The organism is Sphingobium naphthae, assembly GCF_043589935.1.
GTDB classification, from domain to species: Bacteria; Pseudomonadota; Alphaproteobacteria; order Sphingomonadales; family Sphingomonadaceae; genus Sphingobium; species Sphingobium naphthae_A.
On the sequence record NZ_CP171456.1, the window covers coordinates 82,052 to 96,648 of the forward strand.

The 14,597-nt window shown below is 64.1% G+C and carries 15 protein-coding genes and 2 pseudogenes; 9 read left to right on the forward strand and 8 right to left on the reverse strand.

Translation table 11 applies throughout. The annotated features are described in order from the left end of the window. Positions 1-23 precede the first annotated feature (23 nt). The 3 genes from ACGGKE_RS17595 to ACGGKE_RS17605 are packed head-to-tail and all read right to left on the reverse strand — an operon-like array spanning position 24 to position 1,299. Complete coding sequence (locus ACGGKE_RS17595) at positions 24-590, reverse strand: RNA polymerase sigma factor (RefSeq protein ID WP_007683367.1); 567 nt, start codon at positions 588-590, stop codon at positions 24-26. Continuing rightward, the gene (locus tag ACGGKE_RS17600; protein ID WP_007683368.1) at positions 587-1,027 is read right to left on the reverse strand and encodes a periplasmic heavy metal sensor; all 441 of its coding nucleotides are present in this window, start codon (positions 1,025-1,027) and stop codon (positions 587-589) included. Before ACGGKE_RS17600 ends, ACGGKE_RS17595 begins: the two co-directional genes overlap by 4 nt. After that, on the reverse strand, positions 1,027-1,299 hold the full coding sequence (locus tag ACGGKE_RS17605) for a hypothetical protein (protein ID WP_004212738.1): 273 nt from the start codon (positions 1,297-1,299) through the stop codon (positions 1,027-1,029). Before ACGGKE_RS17605 ends, ACGGKE_RS17600 begins: the two co-directional genes overlap by 1 nt. Before the next feature lie 133 nt (positions 1,300-1,432). Here ACGGKE_RS17605 and copC point away from each other — a divergent pair, with 133 nt between their 5' ends. The 4 genes from copC (at position 1,433) to cueR (ending at position 5,907) form a co-directional block, all read left to right on the forward strand. Then, positions 1,433-1,810, forward strand: coding sequence for a copper homeostasis periplasmic binding protein CopC (gene copC / locus ACGGKE_RS17610; protein WP_007683372.1), 378 nt, complete (start codon positions 1,433-1,435; stop codon positions 1,808-1,810). Between the two features lie 4 nt (positions 1,811-1,814). Next, positions 1,815-2,759, forward strand: coding sequence for a copper homeostasis membrane protein CopD (gene copD, locus ACGGKE_RS17615; RefSeq protein WP_020820523.1), 945 nt, complete (start codon positions 1,815-1,817; stop codon positions 2,757-2,759). 395 nt (positions 2,760-3,154) lie between these two features. Then, complete coding sequence (locus ACGGKE_RS17620; protein ID WP_394443264.1) at positions 3,155-5,512, forward strand: heavy metal translocating P-type ATPase; 2,358 nt, start codon at positions 3,155-3,157, stop codon at positions 5,510-5,512. Continuing rightward, entirely contained in the window at positions 5,509-5,907 is a 399-nt protein-coding gene (gene cueR / locus ACGGKE_RS17625; protein WP_004212744.1) for a Cu(I)-responsive transcriptional regulator, read from the forward strand. Before ACGGKE_RS17620 ends, cueR begins: the two co-directional genes overlap by 4 nt. A 26-nt stretch (positions 5,908-5,933) precedes the next feature. Here cueR and ACGGKE_RS17630 read toward each other — a convergent pair whose 3' ends face one another. The 4 genes and pseudogenes from ACGGKE_RS17630 to ACGGKE_RS17645 form a co-directional block, all read right to left on the reverse strand. Next, positions 5,934-6,569, reverse strand: a complete 636-nt coding sequence (locus ACGGKE_RS17630) for a response regulator transcription factor (RefSeq protein ID WP_137405242.1) — start codon at positions 6,567-6,569, stop codon at positions 5,934-5,936. 562 nt (positions 6,570-7,131) lie between these two features. Continuing rightward, a complete protein-coding gene (locus tag ACGGKE_RS17635) occupies positions 7,132-8,040 on the reverse strand; it encodes a ribose-phosphate pyrophosphokinase (protein ID WP_004212748.1) in 909 nt (302 codons plus the stop codon). Next, entirely contained in the window at positions 8,037-9,575 is a 1,539-nt protein-coding gene (locus ACGGKE_RS17640) for a thymidine phosphorylase family protein (RefSeq protein WP_394443143.1), read from the reverse strand. Before ACGGKE_RS17640 ends, ACGGKE_RS17635 begins: the two co-directional genes overlap by 4 nt. Then, positions 9,572-11,019 (reverse strand): annotated as a pseudogene (locus ACGGKE_RS17645) (MBL fold metallo-hydrolase RNA specificity domain-containing protein). Before ACGGKE_RS17645 ends, ACGGKE_RS17640 begins: the two are co-directional and overlap by 4 nt. 252 nt (positions 11,020-11,271) lie before the next feature. On the opposite strand from ACGGKE_RS17645, the gene ACGGKE_RS17650 reads away from it, so the two are divergent. Together ACGGKE_RS17650 and ACGGKE_RS17655 are read left to right on the forward strand one after the other, a co-directional pair. Then, positions 11,272-11,535, forward strand: coding sequence for a DUF2933 domain-containing protein (locus tag ACGGKE_RS17650; RefSeq protein WP_066861581.1), 264 nt, complete (start codon positions 11,272-11,274; stop codon positions 11,533-11,535). Next, positions 11,532-12,212: an isoprenylcysteine carboxylmethyltransferase family protein gene (locus tag ACGGKE_RS17655; RefSeq protein WP_004212753.1), complete on the forward strand. Its 681-nt coding sequence runs from the start codon at positions 11,532-11,534 to the stop codon at positions 12,210-12,212. Before ACGGKE_RS17650 ends, ACGGKE_RS17655 begins: the two co-directional genes overlap by 4 nt. A gap of 109 nt (positions 12,213-12,321) precedes the next feature. On the opposite strand, the gene ACGGKE_RS17660 is transcribed toward ACGGKE_RS17655, so the two are convergent. Continuing rightward, positions 12,322-12,891, reverse strand: coding sequence for a hypothetical protein (locus ACGGKE_RS17660; protein WP_004212754.1), 570 nt, complete (start codon positions 12,889-12,891; stop codon positions 12,322-12,324). A 221-nt stretch (positions 12,892-13,112) separates the two neighbouring features. On the opposite strand from ACGGKE_RS17660, the gene ACGGKE_RS17665 reads away from it, so the two are divergent. From ACGGKE_RS17665 to ACGGKE_RS17675, 3 genes and pseudogenes are all read left to right on the forward strand, one after another. Beyond that, the gene (locus ACGGKE_RS17665; protein ID WP_070157583.1) at positions 13,113-13,874 is read left to right on the forward strand and encodes a LuxR family transcriptional regulator; all 762 of its coding nucleotides are present in this window, start codon (positions 13,113-13,115) and stop codon (positions 13,872-13,874) included. Between the two features lie 13 nt (positions 13,875-13,887). Continuing rightward, positions 13,888-14,265, forward strand: a complete 378-nt coding sequence (locus tag ACGGKE_RS17670) for an autoinducer binding domain-containing protein (RefSeq protein ID WP_230588645.1) — start codon at positions 13,888-13,890, stop codon at positions 14,263-14,265. A gap of 215 nt (positions 14,266-14,480) precedes the next feature. Beyond that, a pseudogene (locus tag ACGGKE_RS17675) lies at positions 14,481-14,546 on the forward strand (hypothetical protein); the annotation flags it as partial. Positions 14,547-14,597: the final 51 nt, after the last annotated feature.

The window sequence follows — 14,597 nt, forward strand, 5'->3', positions numbered from 1 at the left end:
TACGCAGCATGGCCTCATCCCCCTCAAACTTTCTTTAATATTTCCGAAAGGCGTGCCCTAGCTCGATAGAGGCGCGTTTCGACCGCCTTCTGGCTGATCCCGAGAATTTCGGCGGTTTCAGCTTCCGATTTCTCGTCGATCGTACGCAAAATAAGCGTGTCCTTGAGGGAAGACGGCAGGGCAGCAATCGCTTTCATTGCTTGCGCGAGCTGCTGTTCGGCCCCGATCGCCTGATCGGGCAGCGGTGCGTCGTCGGCGACGCCGTCCGCCTCGCCGAGCGGTAGGGCTAGGGCAAAGAAATTTCGAACCGCTCGCCGACGCCGCCAGTCATGGCATTTGTTGATGACAATCCGGGACATCCAGACCTGGAAGGGTCGGGTTACGTCATAGCGGTTGAGTGCGGCAAAGGCCGCGACGAAGCTCGCCTGGGTGACATCCAATGCCTCATCCATAGATCCGACATGGCTGCGCACGAGCCGGTGAACCCAACCTTGATGCCGGCGGACCAGCTCGCCATAGGCCGCTTGCCGGCCTCCAAGCGCCAGAGCCGCGAGCTCCCCGTCCGAGCAGTCGGGGAGGCACGCGGTCATTCGGATTTGGCCGTCAGCGCTTTCACCACGGCGTCGTCGAATTTGTCCGTCTGATCCGGGCGCAGCACGGCCCGCATCGCGAAGATATGCTCAAGTGTTTCTTTCTGCAGCGCGCCCATGGCCTGGTGCGAGCGATCCACCGCAGTTGCGACTTGCGGGCCATAGCCATGCTCCGCTTCGATCGCTTCCGCGAGACGCGCATTGTCGGCGCGCAATTCGGCCTCCAGCGCTTGACGCCGGATCGCGTAGTTCTTCTCGATTGTCTCGAGTCGGCTGTGTTGCGCTGAATTCAGCTTCAGATCGCGATGGAGCAGCTCGTGCAGCTCATTTTCGACCGGGCGCACTGGAACCACATAGACGCGGCCAATGACAACGCCAGCGATCGCCGCGGCGAAGGTCACCAGGACGAGGAGCAGGAGCCGGCGGCGGTCGCGCATCACTGCGAGCTCAGCAGCGTCGAGGGCGCAAGCGCGAGCCGAGCATCGAAGGGCGATAGCGGTTTGGCATCAGCAGACCGTGTCGGAACTGCCGAGCCGGCAATTCCGATGAACAGCGCGGTTGCGGCCGCGATGCCGAACGTCATAGCGCCAAGGCTTGGTATGGCCCGGATGCGCGCTATTTCCGCCATGACCCGGCTTTCCAGGCCGCCGAGCCTGGGATCGAGAGGCGCATCGCGCAACCGCGAGAGCAGGTGGTCAAGTTCATCCATGGTGCTTCTCCGTCTTCATCCTTCAATACGCACGATGGTCCAGGAACCCTTGCTGTAGATTGAAAAGAATAATTGCGAGGGGTGGGGGCTCGGGCTGCGTATTGTCTCATGGGATCTACAGGAGAATGTTCCAATGCGTTTCTTTTCGCCTCTCGCAGTTATCGCCGCCGTCGGCCTGAGTGTTTCTGCTCCGGCCTACGCGCATCCCAAGCTTGTGTCCTCGACGCCCGCCGCGAACGCCAGCGTCTCGGCGCCTTCGCGTATCACGCTCACCTTCAGTGAAGGTCTGATGCCGAAGCTGTCGGGCGCCGAGATCGTGATGACCGGCATGCCCGGCATGCCCAACCACCGCATGGCGGTAACCGGCTTCAAGACGTCCGTCGAAGGCGACAAGACGCTCGTGCTGACGCTCGCCAAGCCGCTCATGGCGGGCAGCTATCAGGTCGCCTGGCACGTCGTCTCGACCGACACGCACCGCATCCAGGGCAATCTCGCCTTTACCGTCAAGTGACGCCATGAACGACGTGGCACTCGTCGCCGTCCGCTGGGCGCTCTACGTCGATCTCGGCCTGTTGTTCGGCCTGCCGCTGTTCGCGCTCTATGCGCCCGGCGGCGGCCGGATGGTACAGCGGCATCTGCCGATGGTAGCAATGGTGGCCGGTCTCGCCTGTCTCGCCCTCCTGCTGTCGGCGCTGGGGTTCGCGTTGCAGGCAGCGGCCATGACCGGGCTGCCGCTCACCCAGCCTGATCTTTCCATGGTCGCAGAGCTGTTCAACGGCACGTCCATGGGAACGGCGCTGAAGGCGCGCCTCGTCGCGCTCCTCGTTCTTCTGCTCTCCATCCCCTTCTATCGCCGGCAATCCCGTCCTGCCTTCATCGCCTCCACTCTGGCAGGCGCGGTCGCACTCGCGACCCTCGCCTGGAGCGGGCATGGCGCGGCCGGCGAAGGCGAGGCGGGCTGGCTGCAACTGGGGGCCGATCTCATCCATCTGCTCGCCGCGGGCGCCTGGGTCGGCGCGCTTGCCGCATTCCTTGCGCTGGTTCTTACCAGGCTCGCAACCGATGATCTCGCCACTGAAGACATGGACCGGGTCATGCTCGCCGAGGAAGCGCTGCGGGGCTTCTCCCTCGTCGGCACGATCATCGTCGCCCTGCTGATCCTGACCGGGACGGTGAACGGCTGGTTCCTGGTCGGCCCGGGCAACATCGCGTCTCTCGGGCAGTCGACCTACGGCCTGCTGCTCATCGCCAAGCTGCTGCTCTTCGCCGGCATGCTGGGCCTGGCCGCGCTCAACCGTTATCGCCTGACCCCGGCACTTGCGCAGGCGATCGAGGAAGAGGACGCGCCACGGGCGCAGGCGCTGCTGCGCGCGAGCCTCGTCGTCGAAGGCGGTCTTGCGATCGTCATTCTCGGGCTGGTCGCCTGGCTGGGGACACTGTCGCCACCCATGTCGATGTAGTTTATCGTTTCGAACGCCTCGCGTTGGGAGAAGCCAATGCAATCGTACACCCCGCCGCGCGGGACTGGATCGACGAAAGACTATGATCGCGCGATCCGCCTGTGGGCGCGGGAGAAGCGGTGGCGTGCCGCCATGCTTGCCATGCTGCGCCCGGATTGGCGCCTGGTAATCGCCGATTATGGCCGCCAGCACGGGTCTCATGCGGCTCGCCTTCCGCCTGACCGTGCAGCGGGCTCGATGGCATCGACGATACCCAGCCCAATGCCGACGGCGTGCTCCCCGGCCTGATGGCGGCCAAGCGAACGGGCCCGCCGATTTGGCCACTTAGGCGATTACGTATTGACCCTGACACGGTGTCAGACCCTAGATCGTCAGGCGTCGAAAGGAGCGAGGCGATGAACGAGACACATGGAGCGGCGCATGGCGGCGGTTGCTGCGGCGGCCACGGCACCGCTAAAGCGGCGACCGGCGTCAAGGACCCGGTCTGCGGCATGACCGTCGACCCGGCGACCACGGCGCATCACGCCGAGCATAGCGGTGAAAGCTATCATTTCTGCAGCGCGGGCTGCCGGACCAAATTCATCGCCGATCCCGAGCGCTATCTCGGCCCGCCGACGCCGCCGGTCGCGGCGCCCGAAGGCACGATCTGGACCTGCCCGATGCATCCCGAGATCCGCCAGGACCATCCCGGGTCCTGTCCGATCTGCGGCATGGCGCTCGAACCCGCGACCGTGACCGCCGACAGCGGCCCCAGCCACGAGCTAGTCGATTTCACGCGGCGCTTCTGGGTCGGCCTCGTGCTGGCTCTCCCGGTGCTGTTCCTCGAGATGGGCGCGCATGTCTTTCCCGCGATCCATCGCCTCGTGCCGATGTCTATCTCGGTATGGATCCAGTTCGTGCTGGCGACACCCGTCGTGCTGTGGGCGGGCTGGCCGTTCTTCGAGCGTGGCTGGGCCTCGCTCAAGACCCGCAACTTCAACATGTTCACCCTGATCGCGATGGGGACCGGGGTCGCCTGGATCTACAGCGTCATCGCGACGCTCGCGCCTCAGCTGTTCCCGCCGGCCTTCCGCGGCGAGGACGGCATGGTTGCCGTCTATTTCGAGGCGGCCGCGGTGATCACCGTCCTCGTGCTGCTCGGCCAGATGCTCGAACTGCGCGCGCGGGAACGCACCTCGGGCGCGATCAAGGCGCTGCTCAACCTTGCACCAAAGACCGCGCGCCGGATCGGTTCTGATGGGAACGAAGAGGAAATCAGCCTTGATCTGGTTGCGGTGGGCGACCGCCTGCGGGTGCGGCCGGGCGAGAAGGTGCCGGTCGACGGCGTAGTCGAGGACGGCCGCTCCTCGCTCGACGAGTCGATGGTCACCGGCGAATCCATGCCCGTCACCAAGGCAAAGGCCGACACAGTGATCGGCGGCACGCTCAACCAGACCGGTGCGCTGGTGATCGTCGCCGACAAGGTCGGCCGCGATACCATGCTCGCACGCATCGTCCATATGGTCGCTGAGGCGCAGCGCTCGCGCGCGCCGATCCAGCGCATGGCCGATCAGGTGTCGGGCTGGTTTGTGCCCGTGGTCATCGCGGTCGCGGCCGTCGCGTTCATCGCCTGGGGCATCTGGGGTCCCGAGCCGCGCTTCGCCTATGGGCTGGTGGCGGCGGTCGCCGTGCTGATCATCGCCTGTCCCTGCGCACTGGGGCTCGCAACGCCGATGTCGATCATGGTCGGGGTCGGCCGCGGCGCCGGGCTCGGTGTCCTCATCAAAAATGCCGAAGCACTCGAGCATATGGAGAAGGTCGACACTCTCGTCGTCGACAAGACAGGCACGCTGACCGAAGGCCGGCCTGCCGTCACCCAGGTCGTGCCGGCGCCCGGCTTCGACGAAGCCGAGCTGCTGCGTCTTGCCGCCTCGGTCGAGCGGGCGTCCGAGCATCCGCTCGCGTTGGCAATCGTCGAGGCCGCGAAGGATCGCGGCATCGTCACGAGCGACGTCATCGACTTCGACTCGCCGACCGGGCGCGGCGCGCTCGGCACGGTCGAAGGGCGGCGCATCGTCCTCGGCAATGCGCAGTTCCTTGCCGACAAAGGGGTTGCGACCGATGCGCTCGCCAGCCAGGCCGACGCGCTGCGCCGGGATGGCGCCACCGCGATCTTCATCGGGGTCGACGGCACAGTCGGCGGCGCCTTCGCGATCGCCGATCCGGTGAAGGCCACGACACCAGAAGCGCTCGCCGCGCTCAAGGCGGAGGGCATTCGCGTGGTCATGCTGACCGGCGACAACCGCACGACCGCGGAAGCGGTCGCCCGACGCCTGGGCATCGACGAGGTCGAAGCCGAGGTGCTGCCCGATCAGAAGAGCGCCGTGGTCGCCAGGTTCAAGCGCGAGGGGCGGGTCGTCGCCATGGCCGGCGACGGTGTCAACGACGCCCCCGCGTTGGCCGCCGCCGACGTCGGCATCGCCATGGGTTCCGGCACCGACGTCGCGATCGAGAGCGCTGGCGTCACGCTGCTCAAGGGCGACCTGACTGGCATCGTCCGGGCGCGGCGGCTCAGCCAAGCGACCATGTCGAACATCCGCCAGAATCTCGTCTTCGCCTTCATCTACAATGTCGCGGGCGTGCCCGTAGCGGCGGGTGCGCTCTATCCGCTGTTCGGTATTCTGCTCTCGCCCATTATCGCGGCGGCGGCGATGGCGCTCTCTTCGGTGAGCGTGGTCACCAACGCGCTGCGCCTCAACCGGAAAGCACTGTGAACATCGGCGAGACGTCACGGCAGAGCGGCGTCTCTGAGCGGATGATCCGCCATTATGAAAAGATCGGCCTCATCCCGGCGCCGGCGCGTCGGGGTGCTGGCTATCGTGACTATGGCGAGCGCGACCTCCATCGCCTCCGGTTTATCGCCAATGCCCGCGATCTCGGCTTCCCGATCGAGGAGATCCGCACGTTGCTCAGCCTTTGGGCCAATACCGGCCGTGCCAGCGCGGAGGTGAAGCGGCTTGCCCTTGCCCGCGCCGATGAGTTTCAGCGCAAAGCCGAGGCGTTGACGGCGCTGCGCGACACGCTAATCGACCTGGCCGAGCGCTGCCAAGGCGACGAGCGGCCGGATTGTCCGATCATCGCCGAACTGGCCGCGGCCCGATCCGCATAGCATCCGGCATCGCACGGCCGAGAATTTTAGGGGTGCCCGTTTTCGGTCGATTCGTGCAGGTCGACGGCGAAAGCGATCCGCAACAGGTCGGGCAGGCTTTGCGCGTTGAGTTTGATCATCAGACTGGCCCGATGCAGCTCGACCGTGTGCGACGTGACGCCGAGTTCATCTGCGATAAGGCTATTTGGATAGCCTCGCGAAATTCCTCTCAGAACGGCCCGTTCGCGCTGCGTCAGTCTCGCGGCTTTCGAAAGAGCGTCGGCCTGTTCGGAGGCACGACGGGCTATACTCTCAAGCCAGCTGAAGCCGCGGTCGATCGCGCCGAGCAATGCGGCCTTCTCGACCGGTTTGGCGAGAAAGTCGGCAGCGCCCGCCTTCATCGCCTGTACGGCGAGCGTAGGATCGCCATTGCCCGTCAGCACCACGACGGGCATGTCGATACCGCGTCGCGTCAGCTCCGCCTGAACCTGCAGGCCGTCCGTGTCGGGCATGTGCATGTCGAGAACCACGCAGCCTTTCTCGGCGTCCTCTGCGCTCAACAGAAACTCCGGCCCCGAAGCGTAGGCTTCTACGGCAAACCCTGCGGTCCGCAACGTGAAACTTAGTGCTTTTCGTATTGTCTCTTCGTCATCGACGATATGCACGACGCGCTTGTTCCCCATAGCCCCCGAGATCGATCAATACGCAGTGCCGCGAGGGCAGCGCTTCAAGGGATACTTCTCTGCACGTTCGACTATGGTCCCAGGTCAAGAGTAAAAATTTGGCGAGGCAAAACGGCGAAGGACAGCGAAACTGTGAGGGTTCGGCTACTCCGCTCACACCAATGCCGCGGTCGCTGCGGCTCATTGCCGGGTCTCTGCTCCGGACGATGCATGCGAGTTGCCCGCGCCGCCCTCGGCGCGATCGAGCCATCGCTACGCTTCCATCACATCGTCGACCGGCAGCGGGTTACTGGCGCCCGGCGGGCGAGGGGGGCGGGTTGGCCCTTGACGGCTGCGCGATCGGACGCCCAGGATAGCAGGGTGGCGCGCTTTACTTCGGGCTCAAGCTTCAGGTGCCCAGCAACGTCGAGGGGATCGATGAACGAGCGTGTGTGCGACACGACATATCCTCCTTCCCTGCCGCGATTTTCTCCGAAAGGGAGATCTCAGGAGATTGGTTCGGACTCGTTTAGGGTCAATGGATGAGGACGCGCACAGCGTTTGCCGGGCGTTCATTTCCGTCTTAGAACTGACGCGCAGCACGCCATTCAATCCGGTGGCGAACGGCCTCCGCGATCGCTGGCATGACGTCTATATCATTCGACGCATGTGCAACCGCGTTCGTGCTGACGATCCTTTCGACAAGCCCACCCAGAACCTGCGCTGCATCGCCGGCAAAAAGCGGATGCACGACCACGCAATCCGGTCGCGCGAACCCCATGCCGACCAGTTGGCGCGCCGCCTCGGTGAGGGTCCGACCGGATGAGGCGATATCGTCGACCAGCACCGGCTGGCGATCGAGAAACGCTGGGGCATTCGGAATCGAGATGGTGACGTGACGGTCGCCGGATCGGATTTTCTCGCACACGAGAAACGGAGCATCGGCATCGGCCGCCACCTGCGAGACCCACTGTTCGCTTTCCAGGTCCGGACCGATGATCAGCGGGCGAGCGACATTGCGCTTGATCCACGAGGCCAAAAACGGCGCGGCATGAACAACCTGGGTTGGGATGCGGTAGATTTCCGACAATTCATGGTAGCGATGGAGATGCGGATCGACCGTCACCAGCCAGTCGAGATGGCGAGACAGGATCGCAGCAAAGGTTCGCGACGTCACCGCCTCGCCGGCATGGAAGCGTATGTCCTGGCGCATGTAAGCGAGGTAAGGGGCGACGAGCCCGATCCTGCGAGCGCCAAGATCGCGCGCGGTGTCGGCTGCGAACAGCAGCGGCAACAGTTTGGCGTCCGGATGATCGAGACTGGACAGCAGGATGACCTCGCGGTCGCTGACGTCGTTTCCGACCCTGAGATAGGTTTCCCCGTCAGGAAACTGACGATGCTCGATCGTGCCGACCTCTGCATCGAGCGCGGCGGATAGCGGCTGTGCCAGGGCCTCGCTGCCAGGCAGCGCGAACAGGACGGGACGGTTCATAGCGCTTCAATCCCGAAGATCGGCCTGTCGCTCACGGCATAGGCCGCCGCATAGTCGAGCTCGCCCGGGCTCTCGGCATGAATGCTACACAAGGGAGCCCCGGCATCCACCATCTGGTTCAGCCGACACTGCAGAGCGACGCCAGCGGCCTTGGCCACCGGCGCGCCGGCGAGCTTCGCGACCGTCGCGAGCTTGCGATTGTCGATACTCACCAGGCGGCCGCTATAGGGAGCGATCATATCCTGCTGAAACCGGGCGACCGGTGGAGCCCGCATGCCGCCCTGCGCTTCGCAGATACGTTGGAACTTGGCCCAGGCCCCGCCGCTTTCGAGACACGCCCGCGCACGCGCATAGCCTTCGCCGGCCGGGGCCGCGTCAGCGAGCTCAAGCAGTCCTCCCGCCAGCTCGCAGGCCCGGTGGGCGAGATCCTCGGCGCCCGGCTGCCCCTGGAGGACGGCAAGGATATCCTGCGCCTCGAGCGCCGGGCCGATGCCCCGTCCGATCGGCTCCGCGCCGGGGCCGCGCATCACGCGCGTGCGAAGCCCGAAGGCTTGGGCGACCGAGCTCAGCGCGCGCTCGAGCGTATCGGCGGCATCGGTTCCGCGTACCTTGGCGGTCGGCCCGACCGGGATATCGATGACCAGATGGGTCGCACCGGCCGCGATTTTCTTGGACAGCACCGAGGCGACCATCTGCCCTACGGCATCGATATCGAGCACTCGTTCAACGCCGATGATCACATCGTCGGCCGGGCTGAGATTGACGGCGCCGCCCCAGGCGATGCAGCCGCCTTCGCGCTCGACCACCTTGCGGATGGCGGAAACGTCGAGGTCGACAGGTGCAAGCACCTCCATCGTGTCCGCCGTGCCGGCCGGCGAGGTGATCGCCCGCGACGATGTCTTGGGCATGATCAGGCCCTCCGCGGCCATGATCGAGACGATGATCGGCGTGGTGCGATTGCCCGGCAATCCACCGACGCTATGCTTGTCGACGATGACCGCTCCGGACCACTGCAATCGCTCGCCGACATCGACCATCGCCCTGGTCAGGCTGATCGTTTCGTCCGTATCGAGCGGGACCGCTGAGCATGCCGTGATGAACGCCGAGAGATGGACATCGCTATAGCGTCGCTCGGCGATGTCGGTCATGATCGCTGAAAAAGCCCCTTCACTGAGACGATTGCCATAGATGCGCCGACGCACTTCGGCGAGCGAGGCGAGAGGCTGGGCGTGCGCGATCTCGACCGGATCGCCCTCGCTGACGCCGAGCCGCCGCCATGCGGATTCGGACAGGCCGATCTCGCCGGGCGCTGGAGCCTCCGCGGAACTGTGCAGCAGCGAGACGACGATTTCCCGCCCGCCGGCGTGCAGCGCGACCTGCGCGCGCGACGCGAGACCTTCCGAGCGGCAGACGGGACAGTCTTGGCGCATGACCGCGATCAGATCACCTCCGGCAGCCGACAGGCCGAGGCGGTGTGCCCGCAGCGTCGTCGCGACAGGCTCTACTTCGGCGTCCTCGATGATCCCGGGCTTCACGCGAGCATGCCCCAGCTACCCAGCGCCGGTACGCTGCATGCCCAGCCCAGATCCTCCGAGACACGCTTCGCCAGGACCTGGGCGCCGGTCGGCTCGCCATGCGTGACATAGACATGGCGCGGGGGCTCTTGCAGCGACCCGAGCCAGCGCATGAGCTCGTCGCTGTCGGCATGCGCCGAAAGCATCGTCAGGTTGGCGACATCGGCTTCGACCGGGATATACTCGCCGTGGATCTTGATCGTCCGGGCGCCCCCGATCATGGCGGCGCCGCGGGTGCCCGCCGCCTGGAAGCCTGAGAAGAGGATGAGGTTCTTCCCATCCGGCGCGAAGCGCTTGAGATGGTGGAGCACGCGGCCGCCCGTTGCCATTCCACTGGCCGAGATGATGACCTTGGGAGCGGGGTTGGCGGTGAGTTCCTTGGATTCCTCCACTTCGCGCACATAGTGCGCGACGCTGCACGCCGCTTCGCACTCGGCGCGGGCCAGGCGATGCTCGTCCATGAAATCGCACATCAGCCCGCTCGCGTTGATCGCCATCGGGCTGTCGAGGAAGATCGGGATGTCGCGGAGGCGTCCCTGCGCGCGCAGACGCGAGAAATGATAGAGAAGCGACTGAACCCGTCCCACGGCGAAGGCCGGAATCACCACCGTCCCGCCTCTCTCGACGCATCGTTCGACATGATCTCCAAGCGTCTTTGTCGGATCGACCTGCTCGTGGCGCCGATCGCCATAGGTCGATTCCACTAGGACATAGTCGGCGCGCGCGGGCGGCTCGGGATCCTTCATCACCGCATCGCCGTAACGGCCGATGTCGCCTGAGAAGAGGATTGTCCGCCCCTTCCAGTCGATCTCGATCGACGCCGCGCCGAGGATGTGGCCGGCGCGATGGTAGCGCACCCTGATGCCGTCCGTGACTGCATGCCACGCTCCGAACTCGATCGGGCGGAAGAGCTGCAATGCCAGACGCGCGTCGGCCTGGGTGTAGAGGGGCAGCGCCGGCTGGTGCCTGGAGAAGCCGTGCTGGTTGGCGAACTCCGCATCCTTTTCCTGCAGATGGCCGCTGTCGGGAAGAAGGAGCTCGCACAGGGCCGCGGTCGCCCGCGTGGCAAGGACGGTCCCGTCCCAGCCCAGGCGCGCCATGCGCGGTAGTGCGCCCGAGTGATCGAGATGGGCGTGGGTCAGCAGCACCTGGCCGACATCCGCGACTTCGGGTGGGATCGATGCCCAATTAAGGCGGCGCAGATCCCTGGGTCCCTAAAACAGGCCGGAATCGACCACGATCTGAGTTTCACCATCGTCCACCAGATAACGCGACCCTGTGACCGTTCCCGATGCGCCGAGAAAGGCAACGCCGAGACATCGGCCGGGCGCTTGGCCAGATCGATCCTTGCTTCACGCTCGAAGATGGTCACGCGGGAATGGTGCCGTTTCTTTCTCTTTTGCATGGACGCGGGCCTGCCTCTCACGATTATGTTCGTGAGCGCAGCATTGGTTCGCGGACGCCGCACGCCTATACGCAAAATCCGCAGCACGACTGCTGCTCCCCGACAGCTGCGTCGCCCGAACGCCGATGGCCGATCCCATCGATCGCCTTACCCATGCCTGCGCGATGCCCGGGGGACTTCGGTCTCTACTTATACCTTGCTCCTTGGACTCGAGCCTATGCTGCCCGGACGTTGACCAGAAGAGGACGGCATATGGGCGAACATGACCATCGCATGCGCAAGCGCGGCAAGATCGTTCTGATCGGCTTCCTGCTCGTCGCTAGCTTCTTCCTCCTCAACGAGTATACCGCGCACTTCCTGGGTGTGCTGCCCTATCTCATCCTGCTCGCCTGCCCGCTCATGCACCTGTTCATGCACCGCGGCCATGGTGGGCATCAGCATGGCCATGAGCCCGGTCAGGCACCCGCCGGCTTACCGGCCAATCCCAACGGCCGCATCGAAGGAGAGTCGCGATGACGCACGCCGACTATGGCTATGGTCTGTGGGGGCTCGCGCTGGTTAACGCCGCCGTTTTCATCCTCTTTGCGTTCAGCTTCTTCAAGCCGGCAACTAAACGAGACTGGCGCAGTTTGGGGGCGTTCAGCGCTTTCATCATAGCGCTCTTCGCGGAAATGTATGGCTTCCCGCTCACGATCTTCGTGCTTTCGGGGTGGCTCCAGTCGTATTTCCCCGCTGTCGACTGGTGGAGCCACGATGCTGGACATCTCCTGGAGATGATGTTCGGCTGGCGAGTTAATCCCCATTACGGTCCATTCCACATCGCCAGCTTTGTGCTGATCGGCGTGGGTTACTGGCTGATCTCGGTTGCATGGACGGCCCTTCACTTGAGTCAGCGCAAACACCAATTGGCCCTTACTGGGATTTATGCCCGGATCCGGCACCCGCAATATGTCGGCTTCATTCTCGTCATGCTCGGCTTTTTGCTACAATGGCCGACCCTTTTGACCCTTGCTATGTTTCCGGTGCTCGTCGTGATGTATATTCGGCTGGCTCGGCATGAGGAAAAGGAGGCGCTAGCCAGCTTCGGCGAGGTTTACCGCGATTATATGGCTCGCGTGCCCGGCTTCATTCCGAATCTGACAATCCATTCGCGTCGAAGAAGGCCATGGCGATCCTTTGACGGGAATGGCTGATGTAATTGCCGGCAAGGTCAATGCTGACGTTCTGACTGGCCTTATTATTCGGACATCGTTACCCGACCTCACAGCACACTACTGCAGCAACCCCGGTTCGACTGCGCAATCATCTTGGGAGGGCAAGTTCGCCTTGCACGGGCAGATTCGGTGTGGAGCTGATGCCCGGCACTAGACGCAGAGCATCGCCGATCAAGGTATAGACGGCGTGGCGCTGGCCGCCACGGTTCCGATGGTCGACGCGATAGCCCTGATAATGTCGGCGGAGCAGGCCTGCATTCACCAGTTCGGAAACGGCGCGACTGAGATTACTCTTGCCGGCTGTGCGAATGCGTGCCCGCATTTCCTCCGCGATCACGCCGCGCCTTTTCTCCAGATCGCCGGGGAGCAGTCCGTTTCTAGCGAGGTCGCTCTCGACCCGCTCGGCCAGCGTAATGCTGCGCGGACCACGCTGGGCCATCGGGGTCAATGCGTCGCATAGCCAATCGCGCAGGGAAACGAGCCCATCGTTCCGCCTGACCCAGGGACCGGCGCTTCCATCTGGCCCCGCCACCTGGGCGATCAGGTTGAGCAGCATGAAGGCATAACGGGGCCGGCTCGATACGGTCGCCAGCGTCTCGAGCACGGCCGCGACATCACAGCCAATGGAGGGTTCAAGAGGCTTGCCTGCATGAAACATAACATGATGGAATCAAGCACAAAGCAGGATCAATGTGAATCCCAAATCGGCGGCCGCAGACGGGTTGTCAGCTATGACACTTTGCCGGCGGATAAAGTGTCATAGGCGATCCATTCTAATCGTAGATTGTTGCGAATCGTTCTCAACTCATCCTGATAATCATGGCGCTCGCCGCTTAGGTCTGGACGAGCCGTCTCCTCGCGGACGAGCTTCCGTCGCCTATGGCGAACAGGATAAAAGACTGCGGCCGCCTTGATGATCTCACGCGCTTTGCGGCGGACTGTCAGCGTGCTGAAACCCTTGGCGATTTACATGGCACGATCGATGCCGCCGTGCGCGATCTTGGCTTCCGCTGGTTCACGCTGCTTCACAATATCGACCTTCGGCGCGGAGGCGAGCAAAGCCTGTTCCTCACAACCTATCCATCGGCCTGGCTCGAGGAAGTTCTCGAAGAACGCCATTATCTCGAAGATCCGTTCCATGCGGCCTGCGCTCGCACCCCGTCAGGGCTCGCCTGGGACCGGATCGGCGACGTGCTGGAGCTCACGCCGCGCCAGCGAAGCATCCTCGACCGCGCCAGGGACCATGACCTTGCGTCCGGCTACAGTTTGCCAATCCGGACCCCGGGGGAACCCGAGGCGATCTTTACCGCCGCCCGATCGCGCGACGAGCCGCTCAGCGCAGAGGAGGTTCTGACCGCCCGTCTGCTCGGCTCGGTCGCTTATGATCGGGCGCGCGAGCTGCTTGGCGAAAGGGCAGGGCCATTGGCCTGCGTCCCTCTCAGCCCTCGCCAGGTCGAATGCATCGCGCTCGTCGCGCAAGGCAAAAGCGACTGGGAGATCGGCCAGATCCTCGGCCTCAGCCGCGACACCGTGCACGAATATGTTGAATCGGCCCGCAGGCGTTATGGCGTGCGACGACGCACGCAGCTGGTGCTGCGCGCGGTTCGCGATGGTCATCTCAACATGGAAGCGCTGCTCTGATCTCGCCGGCCATATGATGATCGGGCTTGGGCAAGTTCAGGATTTCTGCGCTGTCGCTGGCGCGATCAAGGACGCTACGGCCTTGTCTGACCTGATGGCCGAAATCACGAAGGCCATGGGCTTTCGGCACTATGCCCTGGTCCATCATGTCGACCTGAAGCCTGCGGTTCGCTCGGTCCACATCGTCGACTATCCGCAAGACTGGGTGGAGCGCTTCCAGGCGAGACGCCTCTATGCGAGCGACCCGATCCACCGCGCCAGCCATCGCACCAATGTGGGCTTTGCCTGGTCGGCGGTTCAGTCGATCATCTCTCTGACGGCCGCCGATCGCTCGATCCTGGCAGAAGCCTACGAGGCCTCACCTCAAGATTTGTTCGCCAGACAACGCTAAGCTGGAAATACTGAGAACATCCTAGGCGACGAGCCGAAGTCTGCCGTTCGGACATTGGCAATCCCAACATTACTGGCGAGCCGCCCGAAGGACAGACCTACACTCGCGGCACGCCGAACGTCTGGGCCTCACCAGCGGTCGATGAACAGCTCGGGCTGATCTACCTGCCGACGGGCAACAGCACGCCGGACTTCTGGGGTGGCGAGCGGACTGCGATCGAGGACGCGCGTTCGTCCTCCGTCGTTGCTCTCGATCTCAAGACGGGTCGTGAACGGTGGGCCTTCCAGACCACGCATCATGATCTTTGGGACTATGACGTCCCCGCTCAGCCT